Source organism: Sedimentitalea todarodis, assembly GCF_032595355.1.
In the GTDB taxonomy this organism is placed as follows: domain Bacteria; phylum Pseudomonadota; class Alphaproteobacteria; order Rhodobacterales; family Rhodobacteraceae; genus Sedimentitalea; species Sedimentitalea todarodis.
The window spans coordinates 41632-57831 of sequence record NZ_JASMWN010000026.1 but is presented as its reverse complement, the minus strand read 5'-3'; the positions used below and the strand labels follow the sequence as shown (position 1 = coordinate 57831).

15 protein-coding genes and 1 pseudogene are annotated in these 16200 nt (G+C 59.1%); 9 read left to right on the top strand and 7 right to left on the bottom strand.

The genetic code is table 11. The annotated features are described in order from the left end of the window. The 6 genes and pseudogenes from QO231_RS22575 to QO231_RS22550 form a co-directional block, all read left to right on the top strand. Nucleotides 1–278, top strand: a pseudogene (locus QO231_RS22575) (S-(hydroxymethyl)glutathione dehydrogenase); the annotation flags it as partial. Between the two features lie 10 nt (nucleotides 279–288). After that, a complete protein-coding gene (fghA, locus tag QO231_RS22570; protein ID WP_316781844.1) occupies nucleotides 289–1140 on the top strand; it encodes an S-formylglutathione hydrolase in 852 nt (283 codons plus the stop codon). Nucleotides 1141–1393: 253 nt separating this feature from the next. Further along, entirely contained in the window at nucleotides 1394–3196 is a 1803-nt protein-coding gene (locus QO231_RS22565; RefSeq protein WP_316781842.1) for a methanol/ethanol family PQQ-dependent dehydrogenase, read from the top strand. Between the two features lie 73 nt (nucleotides 3197–3269). Next, a complete protein-coding gene (locus tag QO231_RS22560; RefSeq protein ID WP_316781839.1) occupies nucleotides 3270–3776 on the top strand; it encodes a c-type cytochrome, methanol metabolism-related in 507 nt (168 codons plus the stop codon). After that, nucleotides 3769–4593, top strand: coding sequence for a substrate-binding domain-containing protein (locus QO231_RS22555; protein WP_316781837.1), 825 nt, complete (start codon nucleotides 3769–3771; stop codon nucleotides 4591–4593). Before QO231_RS22560 ends, QO231_RS22555 begins: the two co-directional genes overlap by 8 nt. Then, nucleotides 4590–5129, top strand: coding sequence for a PQQ-dependent catabolism-associated CXXCW motif protein (locus QO231_RS22550; protein WP_316781835.1), 540 nt, complete (start codon nucleotides 4590–4592; stop codon nucleotides 5127–5129). Before QO231_RS22555 ends, QO231_RS22550 begins: the two co-directional genes overlap by 4 nt. 102 nt (nucleotides 5130–5231) lie before the next feature. On the opposite strand, the gene QO231_RS22545 is transcribed toward QO231_RS22550, so the two are convergent. The 3 genes from QO231_RS22545 to QO231_RS22535 are packed head-to-tail and all read right to left on the bottom strand — an operon-like array spanning nucleotide 5232 to nucleotide 7526. Then, nucleotides 5232–6050: a quinoprotein dehydrogenase-associated SoxYZ-like carrier gene (locus QO231_RS22545; RefSeq protein ID WP_316781833.1), complete on the bottom strand. Its 819-nt coding sequence runs from the start codon at nucleotides 6048–6050 to the stop codon at nucleotides 5232–5234. Nucleotides 6051–6052: 2 nt separating this feature from the next. Further along, entirely contained in the window at nucleotides 6053–7021 is a 969-nt protein-coding gene (locus QO231_RS22540) for a YVTN family beta-propeller repeat protein (protein ID WP_316781831.1), read from the bottom strand. Beyond that, nucleotides 6987–7526: an SRPBCC family protein gene (locus tag QO231_RS22535; protein WP_316781830.1), complete on the bottom strand. Its 540-nt coding sequence runs from the start codon at nucleotides 7524–7526 to the stop codon at nucleotides 6987–6989. Before QO231_RS22535 ends, QO231_RS22540 begins: the two co-directional genes overlap by 35 nt. Nucleotides 7527–7790: 264 nt before the next feature. On the opposite strand from QO231_RS22535, the gene QO231_RS22530 reads away from it, so the two are divergent. Further along, a complete protein-coding gene (locus QO231_RS22530; RefSeq protein ID WP_394356677.1) occupies nucleotides 7791–8972 on the top strand; it encodes an ABC transporter substrate-binding protein in 1182 nt (393 codons plus the stop codon). A gap of 15 nt (nucleotides 8973–8987) precedes the next feature. Further along, complete coding sequence (locus tag QO231_RS22525) at nucleotides 8988–9968, top strand: YVTN family beta-propeller repeat protein (protein WP_316781828.1); 981 nt, start codon at nucleotides 8988–8990, stop codon at nucleotides 9966–9968. A gap of 77 nt (nucleotides 9969–10045) precedes the next feature. Here QO231_RS22525 and QO231_RS22520 read toward each other — a convergent pair whose 3' ends face one another. The 3 genes from QO231_RS22520 to QO231_RS22510 are packed head-to-tail and all read right to left on the bottom strand — an operon-like array spanning nucleotide 10046 to nucleotide 12523. Next, entirely contained in the window at nucleotides 10046–10444 is a 399-nt protein-coding gene (locus tag QO231_RS22520) for a (deoxy)nucleoside triphosphate pyrophosphohydrolase (protein WP_316781826.1), read from the bottom strand. Next, nucleotides 10441–11667, bottom strand: a complete 1227-nt coding sequence (gene argJ / locus QO231_RS22515; RefSeq protein WP_316781824.1) for a bifunctional glutamate N-acetyltransferase/amino-acid acetyltransferase ArgJ — start codon at nucleotides 11665–11667, stop codon at nucleotides 10441–10443. The genes QO231_RS22520 and argJ overlap by 4 nt, the downstream gene beginning before the upstream one ends. 4 nt (nucleotides 11668–11671) lie before the next feature. Beyond that, nucleotides 11672–12523, bottom strand: coding sequence for a foldase protein PrsA (locus tag QO231_RS22510; RefSeq protein ID WP_316781822.1), 852 nt, complete (start codon nucleotides 12521–12523; stop codon nucleotides 11672–11674). A gap of 173 nt (nucleotides 12524–12696) precedes the next feature. Between QO231_RS22510 and secA the strand changes: the two genes are divergently transcribed. Then, nucleotides 12697–15405, top strand: coding sequence for a preprotein translocase subunit SecA (secA, locus tag QO231_RS22505; RefSeq protein ID WP_316781820.1), 2709 nt, complete (start codon nucleotides 12697–12699; stop codon nucleotides 15403–15405). A 10-nt stretch (nucleotides 15406–15415) separates the two neighbouring features. Here secA and radC read toward each other — a convergent pair whose 3' ends face one another. Then, a complete protein-coding gene (gene radC, locus QO231_RS22500) occupies nucleotides 15416–16174 on the bottom strand; it encodes a RadC family protein (protein WP_316781818.1) in 759 nt (252 codons plus the stop codon). Nucleotides 16175–16200 lie beyond the last annotated feature (26 nt).

The following is a 16200-nucleotide window of genomic DNA, read 5'->3' as shown; positions in this document are numbered from 1 at the left end:
ACAAGGGCTGGGGCGAGAGCATCATCATCGGTGTCGCACCCGCCGGGGCCGAGATTTCGACCCGGCCGTTCCAGCTCGTCACCGGCCGGTCCTGGCGCGGCACCGCGTTCGGCGGCGCGCGAGGACGCACCGACGTGCCCAGGATCGTCGACTGGTACATGGACGGCAAGATCGAGATCGACCCGATGATCACCCACACCATGGGCCTTGAGGACATCAACAAGGGCTTCGACCTCATGCACGAAGGCAAATCCATCCGCGCCGTCGTCGAATTCTGAGAAGGACATCATGAAGGTCATTTCTGAAAACAGGTGTTTTGGAGGCGTGCAGACCGTTTGTTCGCATGACTCCGACACCTGTGGTGTAGAGATGACCTTTGCGGTCTACATGCCGCCACAGGCAAAGGATGGCCCGGTGCCCGTCCTCTGGTATCTGTCGGGTCTGACCTGCACCCATGAGAATGCCATGACCAAGGGTGGGTTTCAGGAACACGCGGCAGATCACGGTCTGGCGCTGGTGTTTCCCGATACTTCCCCGCGTGGTAATGGCGTCGCGGACGATCAGGCCTATGATCTGGGCCAGGGCGCGGGGTTCTATGTGAATGCCACGCGGGCGCCGTGGCGACCGAATTTCCAGATGTACGACTATGTGCTGTCGGAATTGCGCGGGATCATCACCGGCAATTTCCCTGTCGTCGATCGCCACGGAGTAACCGGGCATTCGATGGGCGGGCACGGCGCATTGACCATGGCGTTGCGCAACCCCGATCTTTTTGATTCGGTCTCGGCGTTTGCCCCGATTGCAAATCCGACCCAATCGGACTGGGGGCGCAAGCAATTGAGCGAATACCTGGGCGATGACGAATCTGCGTGGTCGTGTTATGATTCATCTATTCTACTGGAAGAACATGGCTGGAAGGGCGACATCCTGATTGATCAGGGTGCCAGCGATCAGTTCCTTGATCTTCTTAGGCCAGAAGCGCTCGCGCATGTGATGACCAAACGGCGTCAGCCAGGCCTCATTCGCATGCAGCCGGGATATGACCACAGTTACTATTTCGTTTCAACTTTTGCAGGTGATCATGTCGATTGGCACGCCGCGCGATTGAAACGGATGGCAAGTGGCCTAGGCTTAAACTGAGTGGGCAGACGACAGGCACACAGCTGTCGCCCATCAGGAAAGCCTTGCGCCGAGAACTGAGACAACGGCCGGCCGATGGCGGCTGGTGAACGAACAGAGGAGGTAAGCGACACACACATTTTTCTGGTCCGGTGGGAGGTGTACCAAATATTGAACCGGGCTCTGATCGCATGACATGCAACCCTTCGGGAACGCCAAATCCATATGGCGGCTGGCAATGGCATGCGGAGAACCATCAACAAGGGAGTTGAACATGAAGAAGCTATTCGCTTTGACATCGACCATAGCGCTCTGCACGGCCACGATGGCCAGTGCAAATGACGGGCTAGCGGCCGATATCGCAAATCCAGATCAGTGGGCGATCCAAACCGGCGATTACAAGAACCAGCGATACTCGACCCTGGATCAGATCAACAAGGACAACGTCGGCGACCTTCAGGTCGCGTGGACCTTTTCGACCGGCGTTCTGCGCGGGCACGAAGGCTCACCGCTGGTGATCGGCGACATGATGTACGTGCACACACCGTTTCCAAACATCGTTTACGCGCTGGATCTGGCCAACGAAGGCAAGATCAAGTGGAAGTACGAACCCAAGCAAGACCCGGATGTCATTCCGGTCATGTGCTGTGATACGGTGAACCGCGGTGTCGCCTATGCAGAAGGCAAGATCTTCCTGCACCAGGCCGACACCACAGTCGTAGCCCTGAATGCGGAGAGCGGCGAAGTCGAATGGTCCGCAGTCAACGGCGATCCGGCCAAGGGTGAAACCAACACGGCCACTGTTCTTCCTGTCAAGGACAAGATCATTGTGGGCATCTCGGGCGGTGAATTCGGCGTCCAGGGCCATGTGACGGCCTACAACATCGAAACCGGCGAACGGGAATGGCGGGCTTACTCGGTCGGCACTGACGACCAACTGCTGGTTGACCCGGAAAAGACCACGCATCTGGGCAAGCCGATCGGCAAGGACAGTTCGATCAAGACCTGGGAAGGCGACCAATGGAAAATTGGCGGCGCTACCACATGGGGCTGGTATTCCTATGACGCGGAGCTTGACCTGATCTACTATGGTTCGGCGAACCCTTCGACCTGGAACCCGGCACAACGGCCCGGCGACAACCGCTGGTCGATGACCATCATGGCACGTGACCCCGATGACGGCATGGCCAAGTGGTTCTACCAGATGACGCCGCATGACGAATGGGACTTTGACGGGATCAACGAAATGATCCTGACAGAACAGGATGTTGACGGTGAAAGCCGCAAGCTTCTGACCCATTTCGACCGCAACGGTTTGGCCTACACACTGGACCGGGCAACCGGCGAATTGCTGGTGGCAGAACCGTTTGATCCGGCGGTGAACTGGACAACCGGCGTCGACATGGACCCGGAATCCGACACCTACGGCCGTCCGGCCGTTGTCGCACAGTACTCCACCGAGCAAAACGGCGAAGACGTCAATTCGACCGGTATCTGCCCGGCGGCCCTCGGGTCCAAGGACCAGCAGCCGGCAGCCTACTCGCCGGAAACACAGCTGTTCTATGTCCCGACCAACCATGTCTGCATGGACTACGAACCGTTCCGCGTCAGCTATACCGCAGGTCAGCCATATGTTGGTGCGACCCTGTCGATGTACCCGGCACCGGACAGCCATGGCGGAATGGGCAACTTCATTGCCTGGGACAACATCGCTGGTGAAATCAAGTGGTCCTTGCCCGAGCAGTTCTCGGTCTGGTCCGGTGCCCTGGCAACGGCTGGCGACATCGTCTTCTACGGCACGCTTGAAGGCTATCTCAAGGCGGTGGATGCACAAACCGGTGAGGAGCTCTACAAGTTCCGGACACCGTCGGGCATCATCGGCAACGTGATGACCTATACCAACGGTGGAAAGCAATACATCGGCATCCTGTCCGGTGTTGGCGGTTGGGCCGGAATCGGTCTTGCAGCCGGTCTGACCAACCCGAATGACGGCCTTGGCGCCGTTGGCGGCTATGCCGCGCTCAGCGACTATACCGCCCTTGGCGGCCAGCTGACCGTGTTTGCGCTGCCCGACTGAACGACATCTGAATGAGACTGGAATTGGCACGGTATCTACCGTGCCAATTTTCCAATAAGAACAGGGGAAAACAATGAAGTTTCTGGGGAGCCTTCTGACAGCGAGCCTTTTCGCCGGGTTGGCAACATTTGTCAGTGCACAGGACAATATCACCGCAGCCTACAGCGAGGATGGTCGCTATTTCACAGAGGATGATATTCCGACCTACAATATCGGCGAAGACGGTGCCGTCGACTGGCTGACCTATTCCGGCTTTCGTCGGTATCACTCCGAATGCCATGTCTGTCACGGACCCGAGGGTGAAGGTTCCAGCTATGCGCCCGCGCTCAAGACATCCGCGATCGACATGGATTATTACGATTTCTATGACGTCGTGGTGAACGGGCGTAAAAAGATCAGCGCCTCGGAAAACTCGGTGATGCCGGCCTTTGGCGATAATCCGAACGTGATGTGCTATCTCAACGATATCTACGTCTACCTCAAAGGCCGCGGCACCGATGCCGTGCCACGCGGACGCCCCCCGAAAAAGGAAGGCAAGAGCGACGTCATCCGTGAGGACGAGGAAGCCTGTCTTGGCTAAGCGCCTCGCCGCATTGATCTGTGCGCTGATCCTGACCGGCAGCGCACAGGCACAGACATCCGATCTGGTTTCCAAGACCGCGCTTCGGGTCTGCGCCGATCCGGCCAACTATCCCATGTCCGACAAGGAGGGTACCGGGTTTGAAAACAAGCTGGCCGATCTGATCGCGGATCGGCTGGGCGTGCCGGTGCAGTACACCTGGTATCCCATGGCCACGGGCTTCATTCGCAACTCCCTGCGCGCCAACAAATGCGATCTCGTCACAGGCTATGCGCAAGGTCATGAACTGGTCCTGAACACCAATCACTACTACACCTCGGCCTATACACTCGTGGTGCCCCAGGATGGTCCGTTGGCCGGTGTCGAAACCCTGTCCGATGCGGCCCTTCAGGACAAGGTCATTGGAATTATCGCTGGCAGCCCGCCTGCAACTCATATGGCCCGCAACGGGCTGCTGCTCAAGGCCAGGGCCTATAACCTCGTTGTCGACCGCCGCCACGAATCTCCGGCGATTGACATGCTGGATGACCTTGCCGCTGGCACCACAGATGCCGCTATTCTCTGGGGGCCCCTCGCCGGCCCGCTTGTGAAACAGGGCTATCCCGGCCTCAAGGTTACGCCCCTGACACAGGAAGACCTGCCCCCGCGCCTGTTCTTCCGCATCACGATGGGCGTGCGCCAGGGCGAAAAGGTGTGGCAGCGCAAGCTGAATTCGCTGATCCGCCGCAATCAGGCCGAGATCAATGTCCTGCTCGACGAGGCCGGTGTCCCGCTGCTCAATGACATGGGCACCGAACCGCTGGATCTGTCAAAATGATCCGCGCCGCAATCCTCGTCGGCCTGCTTCTCGCGCCGGCGATCGCTGCTGCTCAGGTCGCCGAACCCGATGATTACCGCATGGATCACTTCCGCGCACCCGTGCCCGAGACTCTAGCCGGTGCCACGGTTGTGGAGGCCGAGACAGCCTATGAGTTGTGGAACGCAGGCAATGTCGCCTTCATCGACGTTCTTCCACGCCCTCCGAAACCCGCAAACCTGCCGGAAGGCACGATCTGGAGGGAAAAGCCGCGTCATTCCATTCCCGGTGCAATATGGCTACCAAACGTCGGGTATGGCGCGCTCGCCGAGGTGACGCATGACTATTTCCGCGCAGGCCTCAAACAAGCTACCAACGGCGACCTTGGCCACCCTATCCTGATTTTCTGTCTGGATGAATGCTGGATGTCCTGGAACGCCGCCAAGCGGGCGCTCGAATATGGCTACGAAACCGTCTACTGGATGCCGGACGGAACCGATGGCTGGACCTTCTTTGATTTTCCGACCGAAGAACTGATCCCGCAGCCTCTTCCCTGATCCGGCCAGCCTTTCATCTTTGCGAAAATACTCCGGGGAGTTTGAGGGGCAGCGCCCCTCATCCGAAATCCGCCGTGGACCGGGCCAGACAGGCAGTTCGCGCTAGTAGCCGGCCAACGATTTCTGCGCCTTGCTGACCGTTCCATCGGTATCGGTCATCGTGACATCGACGGTTTGCGTCCTTGCCGGAACCGACAGGCTGACGCGCGGGTTTTCCGATAGCGAGATGCTGCCGGTCATGTCGACATAACCCGCCCCGTCAAGATCGATATCGACGTTCTCGACATAGCGCATCGGGAGGAACAGCAGCGAGATCTGATCCATCTGCATCCCCGAATGGCTGGGATGGCTGATATCCACATCCACCTGTTTGTCGCGCAGCGCCGACCCTCCCAACAGGTCCAATGACGTGCCGTTGCCCGGCAGCGCGTCGATCCCGATGGTCATATTGCCAAGCGAGGCAAGCGCCTCCTTGGGGTCCGTGCCCGGCGGTGCCGCACAGGCCCCCTGCCCCGAGGTTTTCACAAAACTCTCGGCGACGAACAGCTGCCCGTCCGTTGTCTCGGCCACCACGTGCAGCGGCGTCGGACCGTTGATCCGCATGGTGGCCTGAAAAAAGAAACGAGGCATCGGCTCGTCAAAACTGAACACTGCGGAAACAGGCATCGGGTTCTCGTCCAGCACCAGGGTGACCTTGCCCAACATCCTGCCACTCGGGGCCTCGATCTGCGCGGCGATCAGGGTGCGCGAATCGTTGTCCGTGCGATAGGGGCTGTCGATGGCGATGATGTCCGAGCCGTCAAACAACGTCCGTTCATCAAAGATACTAGCGGACAGGTCTGACCAGCTCGGTTCTTCTACCGCCTGCGCGGGCACTGCCAATGGCAGCAGCAACAGAACGGACATAACCAAATTCTTCATCGTCATTCTCCCTTTACGACGAACTGGCCAAAGGCGCGCGGACCGTCCCCGGTGCCGATCTCGGAAATGACCTCCAGGTTGGCCGCATCGATCACGCTCACCGAATTCGAGAACCAGTTTGCCACGACAACGCGAGCATCATCTGTCGTGCTGTCGATGCCCTCAGGGTACTCACCGACATCAATCGTGGCAACCGGGCCAAGTGTAGCCAGGTCGATCACACTGACGGTGTCGGCATATTGATTGGTGACAAACGCACGATTCGCAGCAAAGGCAACCCCATAGGGGCGCGCGCCGACGGGGACGGTTGCCAGTACCTTGCCGATCACTGCATCAAGCACGGTCACATCATCCGATCCGACGTTGCCGACGAACAGCCGCCCATCCGGGGCAAACCCCAGCCCGAAAGGGCGCGCGCCGACTGGCACCCGATGCAACAGGGTCAGGGTTTCGAGATCAAAAACCGACACCGCATCTGCATCCCGATCGGCGCAGGCCAACAGTGTTCCATCGGGTGACACCGCCAGCCCCGCAGGCGCGCTCCCGGTTTCAAGTGTACCCTGCTCGCGCAGTGTCAGCACATCCAGAACCCAAACCCGGGCGTTGTACCAGTCGGACACAAAGACATGACCACGTTCCATGTCCAGCGCGATCCCGATCGGCCCGCCATCCAGCGCGACCTCTGCCAGAACCGCGTCCGTGGTCGCATCATACCGGCGCACCATCTTGCTGTCCGGCGACACCGCATAGAAATGCCCCTGCCCGTCCGCCGCGATCCCGGCGGGCTTTCCCGGCACGGATACCCGGCGCAGTTCGACCCTTGCCTCCAGATCCAGCACGCTGACCTCGTCACTGTTCTGATTGGTCACATAGGCTAAATCCCCCGCCGCCACGGACGTGGCAACGAGGGCGGGGAAGATCCAAAGGGCCAGTCGCTTAGTTACTGCTTCCAAAACGGGCAGCCAGCGCATCAAGACCCGCCTGATAGACGCCGGTCACGGCGGCAATCGCGGCCTCGTCATTCAGTTCGGGGGGCGGATCGTTGTTCGGGTATCCGCGATAAAAAGCCCCGCGCCATTCGATCTGCGACCCGCCATCGTCCAGCGGTTTGACCGTCAGGTGCGAAGAATAGTTGGTCACCGGCAGAACTTCGACAAGAACATCGGTGATCCGGTAGGAATAGCTCATCTTTTCGTCGCTGTACTTGTAGAGGATTTCCGAGATCGTCGGTCCACCCTCCTCGCCAAGCGTCAAAACGCGCGTGGCATCGACCTCGTTACCGCCGTCGCCAGTCGAAGAATGGACCGCGGGATGCCAACTCATATCCTGAAAATTGCCGATCACCTCCCAGACCTCTGCCGGGCTCGCCGCGACATCGATGGCCAGCGTCACCTTTTGCCGCGTTGGCCCATGGGCAAGCGCCATGGCGGGGATCAGGACCCCGATCAACACGCCCAGAAATTTCAGATAGCGCATATGTTCCTCGTGCCTCCCTTGATGTGGCGTTCGCTCCGCCACCTGCGCGTCGAAATCAAAATTGGGACCCCGGGGCCGCGTCGATGTGCGCAGACGTATTTCAGCGGCCTAATATTCATTGGTCCAGTGACCTATGGTCACTGTCGATCATATCGTAAATTGAAGCTGCCGTCCTGCAATGAGCCAAAAGTATCGGTTGGGCTGCGCCAAGCGTCTGGCACTATGGCGCGATATACGGCACAACGTCACCCAGGGGAGGACCTCTTGCGTCACATAGCAATCATGCTGCTGGCCTTCATTCTGTTGCTCAGCGCGGGCAAGGGACATGCCGTGGATGTCAGAACGGTGGTCTTTCGCATTGATTATCCGCAGGTTGCACCGATTTCACGCTACGATCTTGTGCCCGACGATCTTGGATTTGCGGGCGCGCTGCTCGCCACCGAAGACAATATGACCACCGGCGGATTTCTGGGACATACATACGCCCTCGAAACCGTCTCCGCATCGCCAGAGGCAGCGGACGCCGCGTTTGATGCCGTTCTGGCGGATGAAATCGACCTCCTTGTGATCCTGGCATCCGCAGATGACCTCTTGCGCCTCGCTGACCGGGCCGGACCGGATCGACTCATCATCAACGCAATGTCTCGCGATACCGCGCTACGAGATAGCGCATGCCGCGCCAACATCCTTCATGTCGCGCCAACCAATGCGATGATGGCGGATGCGATCACACAATTCACCATGTGGAAAAAATGGTCGCGCTGGTTTCTGATCCACGGGTCCAACCCGGCCGATCTGGCGCTTGGCGACGCCTACCGGCGGTCAGCTGCGAAATTCGGCGCAAAGGTCGTCGAGGAGCGCGAAGTTGAAGACACGGGTGGATCCCGGCGCACGGATACAGGTCACGTCCTGGTGCAGCGTCAGTTGCCCGTCTTTACCCAGGATGCCAGCACTCACGATGTGGTCATCGCCGCAGATGCCTCGGACGTCTTTGCCCCCTACCTGCCCTTTCACCTGTGGGACCCGCGCCCGGTCATGGGTTCTGCCGGGTTGCGCCCTGTCACGATTCATGCGGCGCACGAGGCCTGGGGCGCAACACAGTTCCAAAGGCGCTTTGAAAAAATGACCGGTCGCTATGTCCAGGAAGTGGACTACCAGGCGTGGCTCGCCCTGCGCGTTATCGGCGAGGCCGTCACCCGGACCGGCGGGGCCGACACGGCCGCGCTGCGCTCTTACATGCTGAGTGGTGCCTTTGAACTGGCCGCGTTCAAGGGCCAGAAGGTTACATTCCGATCCTGGAACGGGCAGATGCGGCAACCGGTTCTGCTCTATGACGGACGCATCACCGTGAGCGTCTCGCCGCAGGAAGGCTACCTGCACCCAAATTCGCCGCTGGACACACTGGGGCTGGACGCGCCCGAGACCAGCTGCACCGCCTTTAACTGATACGGGAACCTGTAGATGAAGCTTGCCTTAGCCACCTGCCTGTCCGCGCTGATCGCGACCGGTGCAACAGCGAACAACGTCTTTGTCACCAATGAAAAGGGCAATACCGTCACCGTGATTGACAGCGACACCTGGGAAGTCGTCACCGAATTTGCGGCCGGGAACCGACCGCGCGGCATCACCATCAGCCCGGACGGCAGCCTTCTGTATGTCTGTGCTTCGGATGACGACACGGTGCGGGTTTTTGACACCACGACATTCGAGGAGCTGTACACCCTGCCCTCCGGTCCGGATCCCGAACTCTTTGTGCTGCACCCGTCAGGCAACCCGCTTTTCATCGCCAACGAAGACGACAACCTCGTCACGGTGGTCGATACCGAAAGCCATACGGTCCTTGCGGAAATCCCCGTCGGCGTAGAGCCCGAAGGCATGGGCATCAGCCCGGATGCGGCGTTCGTGGTGAACACGTCCGAAACCACCAACATGGCCCATTTCATCGACACGACGGATTACGTGATCAAGCACAATATCCTTGTCGACCAGCGCCCGCGCTATGCCCAATACAATGCTGACGGAACAAAGCTCTATGTCACCTCGGAAATCGGTGGAACCGTCAGCGTGATCGACATCGCCGAAGATGGAACACCGACGCTGAGTACCAAGATCACGTTCGAGGTGCCCGGGGTGCTGCCCGAGTGGCTTCAACCTGTCGGCGCCAAAGTCACGTCGGACGGCAAATGGCTGTTTGTCGCCCTGGGACCGGCCAACCGGATCGCCGTCATCAATGCCGAAACCGACGAGGTTGTCGATTACATCATCGTCGGCCAGCGGGTCTGGCAACTGGCCTTCACGCCTGACGAAAAGTTCCTGATCACCACCAACGGCAATTCAAACGATGTCACGATTATCGACGTCGAAACAAAAAAAGCGCTGAAATCGGTCCCGGTTGGCCAACAACCCTGGGGTGTCGCGGTGACACCGGATCGGGATGGCTAGTCGGCAGAGCGCGCCCGGAACCACACTGCAGATCAGCCAAGAGCCGTTTCCAATGTTCAGCCACCAGTCCCGGTGAGCTACAACCAGTCTCGCAAAATCGAAATCAGCGGAATGTCAGCAGGCGGCATCGGATAGTCCCGCAGGTTTTCGGGCCGCACCCAGGCCAGCGCCTGCCCTTCGACGGATCGCGGAATGCCCTCCCATTTGCGGCAGGCAAAAAGCGGCATGAGCAGATGGAAACTGTCATAGCTGTGGCTGGCAAAGGTCAGCGGCGCGAGGCAAGACGCCCATGTATTGATCCCGATCTCTTCCTCAAGCTCGCGGATCAAGGCCACTTCGGGCGTTTCGCCGGGTTCGACCTTGCCACCGGGAAATTCCCATAGTCCGGCCATGGATTTGCCTTCCGGGCGCTGGCCCAGCAGCACGCGCCCGTCCACGTCGATCAATGCAACCGCGGACACCAGAACGGTTTTCATGACCGGTAATCGGCGTTGATGTCGATGTAGCCATGTGTCAGATCACAGGTCCAGACCGTCGCCTTGCCCTCGCCAAGACCCAGATCGACAGCGATCATTAGCGACTGACCTTTCATATGTGCTGCTGCGTCTTCTTCGCGGTAGTCCGGGCTGACCCACCCGTTCTCTGCAACAAGTGTCTCGCCAAATCGGATGCTCAGCAAATCGCGGTCGGCCGCGGCGCCGGATTTGCCGATGGCCATAACCACCCGACCCCAGTTGGGATCCTCGCCCGCGACGGCTGTCTTGACCAGTGGTGAATTGGCAATCGCCATGCCGTGCGTTTTGGCATCTGCGTCTGAGGCGGCCCCGGTCACGTGGATTTCCACGAACTTGGTCGCCCCTTCGCCGTCGCGCACGACCTGGTGCGCAATATCTAGCATGACATCGTGCAGCGCTTCCGCGAAGGCCGGGCTGTCCCCCGCGTCCACGCCGGATGCCCCGGTCGCGCACAGCATCAGGCTGTCGCTGGTCGAGGTGTCGCTGTCGACGGTGATGCAATTAAACGTCTTGTCGGCAAGTTCCGACAACAGCGCCTGCAGCCGATCCTGTGCCACGATCGCGTCGGTAAAGATATAGACCAGCATCGTTGCCATATCCGGCGCAATCATGCCCGAGCCCTTGGCAATCCCCGCGATGGTAACGGTGTGCCCGTCAAGTTCGATCTGAGCGCCCGAACCCTTGGCGAAGGTATCCGTGGTCATGATCGCCTCAGCTGCATCTTTGATGCGGTCGACATTCAGCCCATCGTTTAACTCGTCAAGCTTTTGAACGATCCGGTCATGTGCCAGCGGCTCGCCGATCACACCGGTTGACGCCGTAAACACCCGTTCGGACGCGACACCGCTGACGCGCGCGACAGCGTCGGTGATTTCCTGCACGGATGTCTGGCCGTAATGCCCTGTAAAGGCATTGGAATTCCCCGAGTTGACAAGGATTGCCGCTGGCCCGTCGGGGGCGCCGCCCAGCTTGGCCTGACAATCCAGAACCGGGGCCGAACGGGTCGCGGATTTGGTAAAGACGCCGGCAACGGATGTACCGTGATCGAGAACCGCCAGCATCACATCGGTGCGTCCCTGATAGCGCACGCCCGCAGCAACCGTCGCAAAGCGGACGCCCTTTACCAGCGGCAGATCGGGAAAACCCTTTGGAGCAAGGGGCGAGCGAGACGTGATCTTTGCCATGCGATCAGTTTCCGATCAGCCCGAGGTCCTTGATCATCTCGGGCTTCAATCCTTCGACGACAGGTCGTTCGATCTTGGCCTTGCTGGTCAATTCTTCAATTCTGTCCTCGATCGCGTTCTGGCGCAGTTCGGCGAGCAGTTCTTCTGTCACCGCTTCCAGTTCGGGGGCTTCCTTGTCGCGTTTGTCGTTCAGGATGATCACATGCCATCCGAATTGCGTCTGCACCGGATCCGATACCTGTCCGGCTTCCAGCGTGCTCACCGCCTCCTGAAATTCCGGAACCATCTGGCCATCGCTGAACCAGCCAAGTTCGCCGCCGTTTGGCCCCGACGGCCCGGTCGACCTGGCCTTGGCTGTTTCGGCAAAATCCGCGCCCTCGTCCAGTTCGGCCTTGATCGCGTCGGCCTGTTCCTTGGTTTCGACCAGGATATGCGATGCATTGAACTCGACTTCGCCGTCACCCTCGGAATATTTTGCATCATAGGCGGCACGAATGTCGGCTTCGCTCCCGATCCCGTCCATTGCGGTTTCGATGGCGTCAGCCGCGAGCAGCGACCGCCGTTCGTTGTCCAGCGAAATTTCGACCACGGCAGGGACATCTCCCTCTCGGGATTGAACCAAGGCGGTCTGCTGGATCAACTGGTCCAAAATCGCGTTGTAGAGAACGTCGGCGGGCACCTGCTGATACTGCTCGGGCAAGGTCGCACCCGCCATGATCACATGTCCCAGCGTGATCTCTTCGCCATTCACGCTTGCGACAACCGTGTCCGCGTCCGGAGCCGAGTCGGCCATGGCGGTGCTCGAAATCACGGCACTCAAGGCCAGCGCAGGCAGAAATGTGAGGTGTTTGGGCATGAAATCTTCCTATTCACGGGCCACGACGGGGCGTGGCGTTGACACTGTTTCACGCGGCCCTTACATCGCCTTGTGGCCTATGCAGCGCCGTCATTCTCTCGTGTATCTATGGGTTGCGGGCAGGACGGGCAAGACTGCACCAAAGAGTAAAAGTCAGATCGGCTGGAGTGATCATGCTGGGATTCGGAACAATCGCCAAAAAGGTATTCGGGACACCGAATGACCGCAAAGTAAAGGCGACACGCCCATTGATCGAACAGATCAACGCACTGGAAACCGAATTCGAAAAACTGACCGATGAAGGGCTCAAGGAAAAGACCGAAGAGTTTGCCAAGCGCGCCATGAGTGGCGAAAGCTTGGACGATCTGCTGCCCGAGGCCTTTGCCAACTGTCGAGAAGCCGCAAGACGGGCGTTGGGCCTGCGCGCATTCGATGTGCAGCTGATGGGCGGCGTGTTTCTGCATCAGGGCAACATTGCCGAAATGAAGACCGGTGAAGGCAAAACGCTCGTAGCGACCTTCCCGGCCTATCTGAACGCATTGACCGGCAAAGGTGTGCATATCGTCACCGTCAATGACTACCTCGCAAAGCGTGACTCGGAATGGATGGGCAAGGTATTTGCGGCCCTGGGTCTGAGCACCGGTGTCGTCTATCCGCAGCAGCCCGAGGCGGAAAAGAAGGCCGCCTATGCTTGTGACGTGACCTACGCCACCAACAACGAGTTGGGCTTTGACTATCTGCGCGACAACATGAAGTCGGATCTGGCCGAGGTGTTTCAGAAGCAACATAACTTTGCCATCGTGGACGAGGTCGACAGCATCCTGATCGACGAAGCGCGGACCCCGCTGATCATTTCCGGCCCGGCCGAAGACCGCTCCGAGCTTTATGTGGCAATCGATGCGGTCATTCCATCGCTGACCGAAGACCACTTCGCGATCGATGAAAAGACCCGGAACGTCACCTTCACCGACGAGGGCAATGAATTCCTGGAACAGCAGTTGCATGCGCGCGGCCTGCTTGAACCGGAGCAATCGCTTTACGATCCAGAAAGCACGACAATCGTGCATCACGTCAATCAGGGCCTGCGCGCGCACAAGCTGTTCCAAAAGGACAAGGACTATATCGTGCGCGACAATCAGGTCGTTCTGATTGATGAATTTACCGGTCGCATGATGGTCGGACGCCGCTTGTCGGAAGGGTTGCACCAAGCCATCGAAGCCAAGGAAGGCGCCAAGATTCAGCCGGAAAACGTGACCTTGGCCAGCGTAACCTTCCAGAACTATTTCCGCCTCTATGACAAGCTGTCCGGCATGACCGGAACCGCGCTCACCGAGGCCGACGAATTCGCGGAAATCTATGGTCTGGGCGTTCTTGAAGTGCCCACCAACAAGCCGATCGCACGGATTGACGAGGATGATCAGGTCTATCGCACCGGGCGCGAGAAACATGAAGCGATCATCAAGGAAATCGAAAAGGCCAATGAAATCGGCCAGCCGGTTCTTGTCGGCACCACGTCGATTGAAAAGTCGGAAGGGCTGTCGCAACTGCTGACCAAGGCCGGGATCAAGCACAATGTCCTGAATGCCCGCCAGCACGAGCAAGAGGCGCAGATCGTCGCCGATGCGGGCCGTCTGGGCGCCGTGACCATCGCCACCAACATGGCCGGCCGAGGCACCGACATCCAGTTGGGTGGCAACGTCGAACTGAAAGTGCTGGCCGCACTGGAAGAGAACCCCGATGCCGATCCGGTCGAACTTCGCGCCGCCGAAGAAGCACGCCATGCCGAAGAGAAACAAAAGGTGCTGGACGCCGGTGGCCTCTATGTCATGGCCTCTGAGCGGCACGAAAGCCGTCGCATCGACAACCAGCTGCGGGGCCGGTCCGGCCGTCAGGGCGACCCGGGGCGCACGGTGTTCTACCTCAGTCTCGAAGACGACCTGATGCGGATATTCGGGTCCGACCGCCTGGACAAGGTGCTGTCGACCCTCGGCATGAAAGAAGGCGAAGCGATTATTCACCCGTGGGTGAACAAATCACTGGAACGGGCGCAAGCCAAGGTTGAAGGCCGCAACTTTGACATGCGCAAGAACGTGTTGAAATTCGACGATGTGATGAACGATCAGCGCAAGGTGATCTTTGGTCAGCGCCGCGAGATCATGGCGGCCAAGGATTTGTCGGAAATCACTGCCGATATGCGGTATCAGGTCATCGATGATCTGATTGACACCTACATGCCGCCGAAATCCTATGCCGATCAATGGGATACGGAACGCCTGTATGGGCAGGTCATCGAGAAACTGGGCGCCGATGTTCCGGTCATGGAATGGGCCGCCGAAGAAGGCGTGGATGACGATGTGATCCGTGAGCGGCTGGTCAAGGCGACCGATGAACTGATGGCAAAGAAGGCCATCGACTTTGGCCCCGAATCGATGCGCAACATCGAAAAACAGATCCTGTTGCAGACCATCGACACCAAGTGGCGCGAGCACCTACTGACACTGGAACATCTGCGTTCGGTTGTGGGCTTTCGCGGGTACGCCCAACGCGACCCATTGAATGAATACAAGACCGAAGCCTTCCAACTCTTTGAGGGTCTTTTGGACGGGCTGCGGGAAACGGTGACAGAGAACCTGGCAAAGATCCGCCCGCTGACCGAGGAAGAGCAGCAGCAGATGATGGCCCAGATCGCTGCTCAGCAAGCCCAGTTGAGCAAGGGAGCGCCGACCCCTGCCGCCGATGAAGATGCGGCCGCCGAGCCAGTCGATGCCGCGCCGGGTTTTGATGAAAACAATCCCGAAACCTGGGGCAATCCGGGGCGCAACGCGAAATGCCCCTGTGGCAGCGGAAAGAAGTTCAAGCATTGCCACGGCAGCGTTCTGTAGCGGCGCGCTTTCAGAGATAGCCTTGTCCGCGAAAACTCAGTTCGCGTGATTTGCCGATGATCAGATGGTCGTGCAACGTCAACCCAAGGGCGGCGCAGGCATTCTGGATCTGTTGTGTCATGTCGATGTCGGCCTGTGACGGTGATGGATCGCCCGACGGGTGATTGTGCACGAGAATGAGCGCAGAGGCGTTCAATTCCAACGCCCGTTTGGCCACCTCACGAGGGTAGACGGGCACGTGATCGACCGTGCCCTTGGCCTGCTCTTCATCCGCGATCAGCACGTTCTTGCGGTCAAGGTAAAGCACGCGAAACTGCTCTGTCTCGCGATGGGCCATGATGGTGTGGCAATAGTCGATGATGGCATCCCAGCTTGAAATGACGTGTTTTTGCAGAACTCTTGCGCGCGCCATCCTGTGCGCTGCTGCTTCGACGATCTTGAGATCGGTGATGACCGCACTCGCAACCCCATCGACCTCGGCGAGCCGTTCGGCAGGGGCCGCCAGAACCCGGTTGAAGTCACCGAATTTTTCCAACAATGCGCGCGCCAACGGCTTTACATCGCGACGCGGGATTGAGCGGAACAGGATCAGCTCCAGCATTTCGTAGTCCGGCATCGCAGCCGCCCCGCCCTGCATGAACCGTGTCCGCAGACGCTTGCGATGATCGGCGATGCAGGAAGGCAGCTTTCCCTCCGGCAACGGCCGTGCCGGGGCCTCATCACTGTCGAACAATGACCGGGTTTCGTGAAAGGCATGACCGTTCTTCATGCCTCGACGATTACCCGGCAAGGTGA

Coding starts and splice junctions, on each gene's coding strand:
- QO231_RS22545 (WP_316781833.1), bottom strand. CDS start 6,050: ATGAAGAATTTGGTTATGTCCGTTCTGTTGCTGCTGCCATTGGCAGTG.
- QO231_RS22520 (WP_316781826.1), bottom strand. CDS start 10,444: ATGAAAACCGTTCTGGTGTCCGCGGTTGCATTGATCGACGTGGACGGG.
- fghA (WP_316781844.1), top strand. CDS start 289: ATGAAGGTCATTTCTGAAAACAGGTGTTTTGGAGGCGTGCAGACCGTT.
- radC (WP_316781818.1), bottom strand. CDS start 16,174: ATGAAGAACGGTCATGCCTTTCACGAAACCCGGTCATTGTTCGACAGT.
- QO231_RS22510 (WP_316781822.1), bottom strand. CDS start 12,523: ATGCCCAAACACCTCACATTTCTGCCTGCGCTGGCCTTGAGTGCCGTG.
- QO231_RS22560 (WP_316781839.1), top strand. CDS start 3,270: ATGAAGTTTCTGGGGAGCCTTCTGACAGCGAGCCTTTTCGCCGGGTTG.
- QO231_RS22535 (WP_316781830.1), bottom strand. CDS start 7,526: ATGCGCTATCTGAAATTTCTGGGCGTGTTGATCGGGGTCCTGATCCCC.
- argJ (WP_316781824.1), bottom strand. CDS start 11,667: ATGGCAAAGATCACGTCTCGCTCGCCCCTTGCTCCAAAGGGTTTTCCC.
- QO231_RS22565 (WP_316781842.1), top strand. CDS start 1,394: ATGAAGAAGCTATTCGCTTTGACATCGACCATAGCGCTCTGCACGGCC.
- QO231_RS22550 (WP_316781835.1), top strand. CDS start 4,590: ATGATCCGCGCCGCAATCCTCGTCGGCCTGCTTCTCGCGCCGGCGATC.
- secA (WP_316781820.1), top strand. CDS start 12,697: ATGCTGGGATTCGGAACAATCGCCAAAAAGGTATTCGGGACACCGAAT.
- QO231_RS22525 (WP_316781828.1), top strand. CDS start 8,988: ATGAAGCTTGCCTTAGCCACCTGCCTGTCCGCGCTGATCGCGACCGGT.
- QO231_RS22540 (WP_316781831.1), bottom strand. CDS start 7,021: ATGCGCTGGCTGCCCGTTTTGGAAGCAGTAACTAAGCGACTGGCCCTT.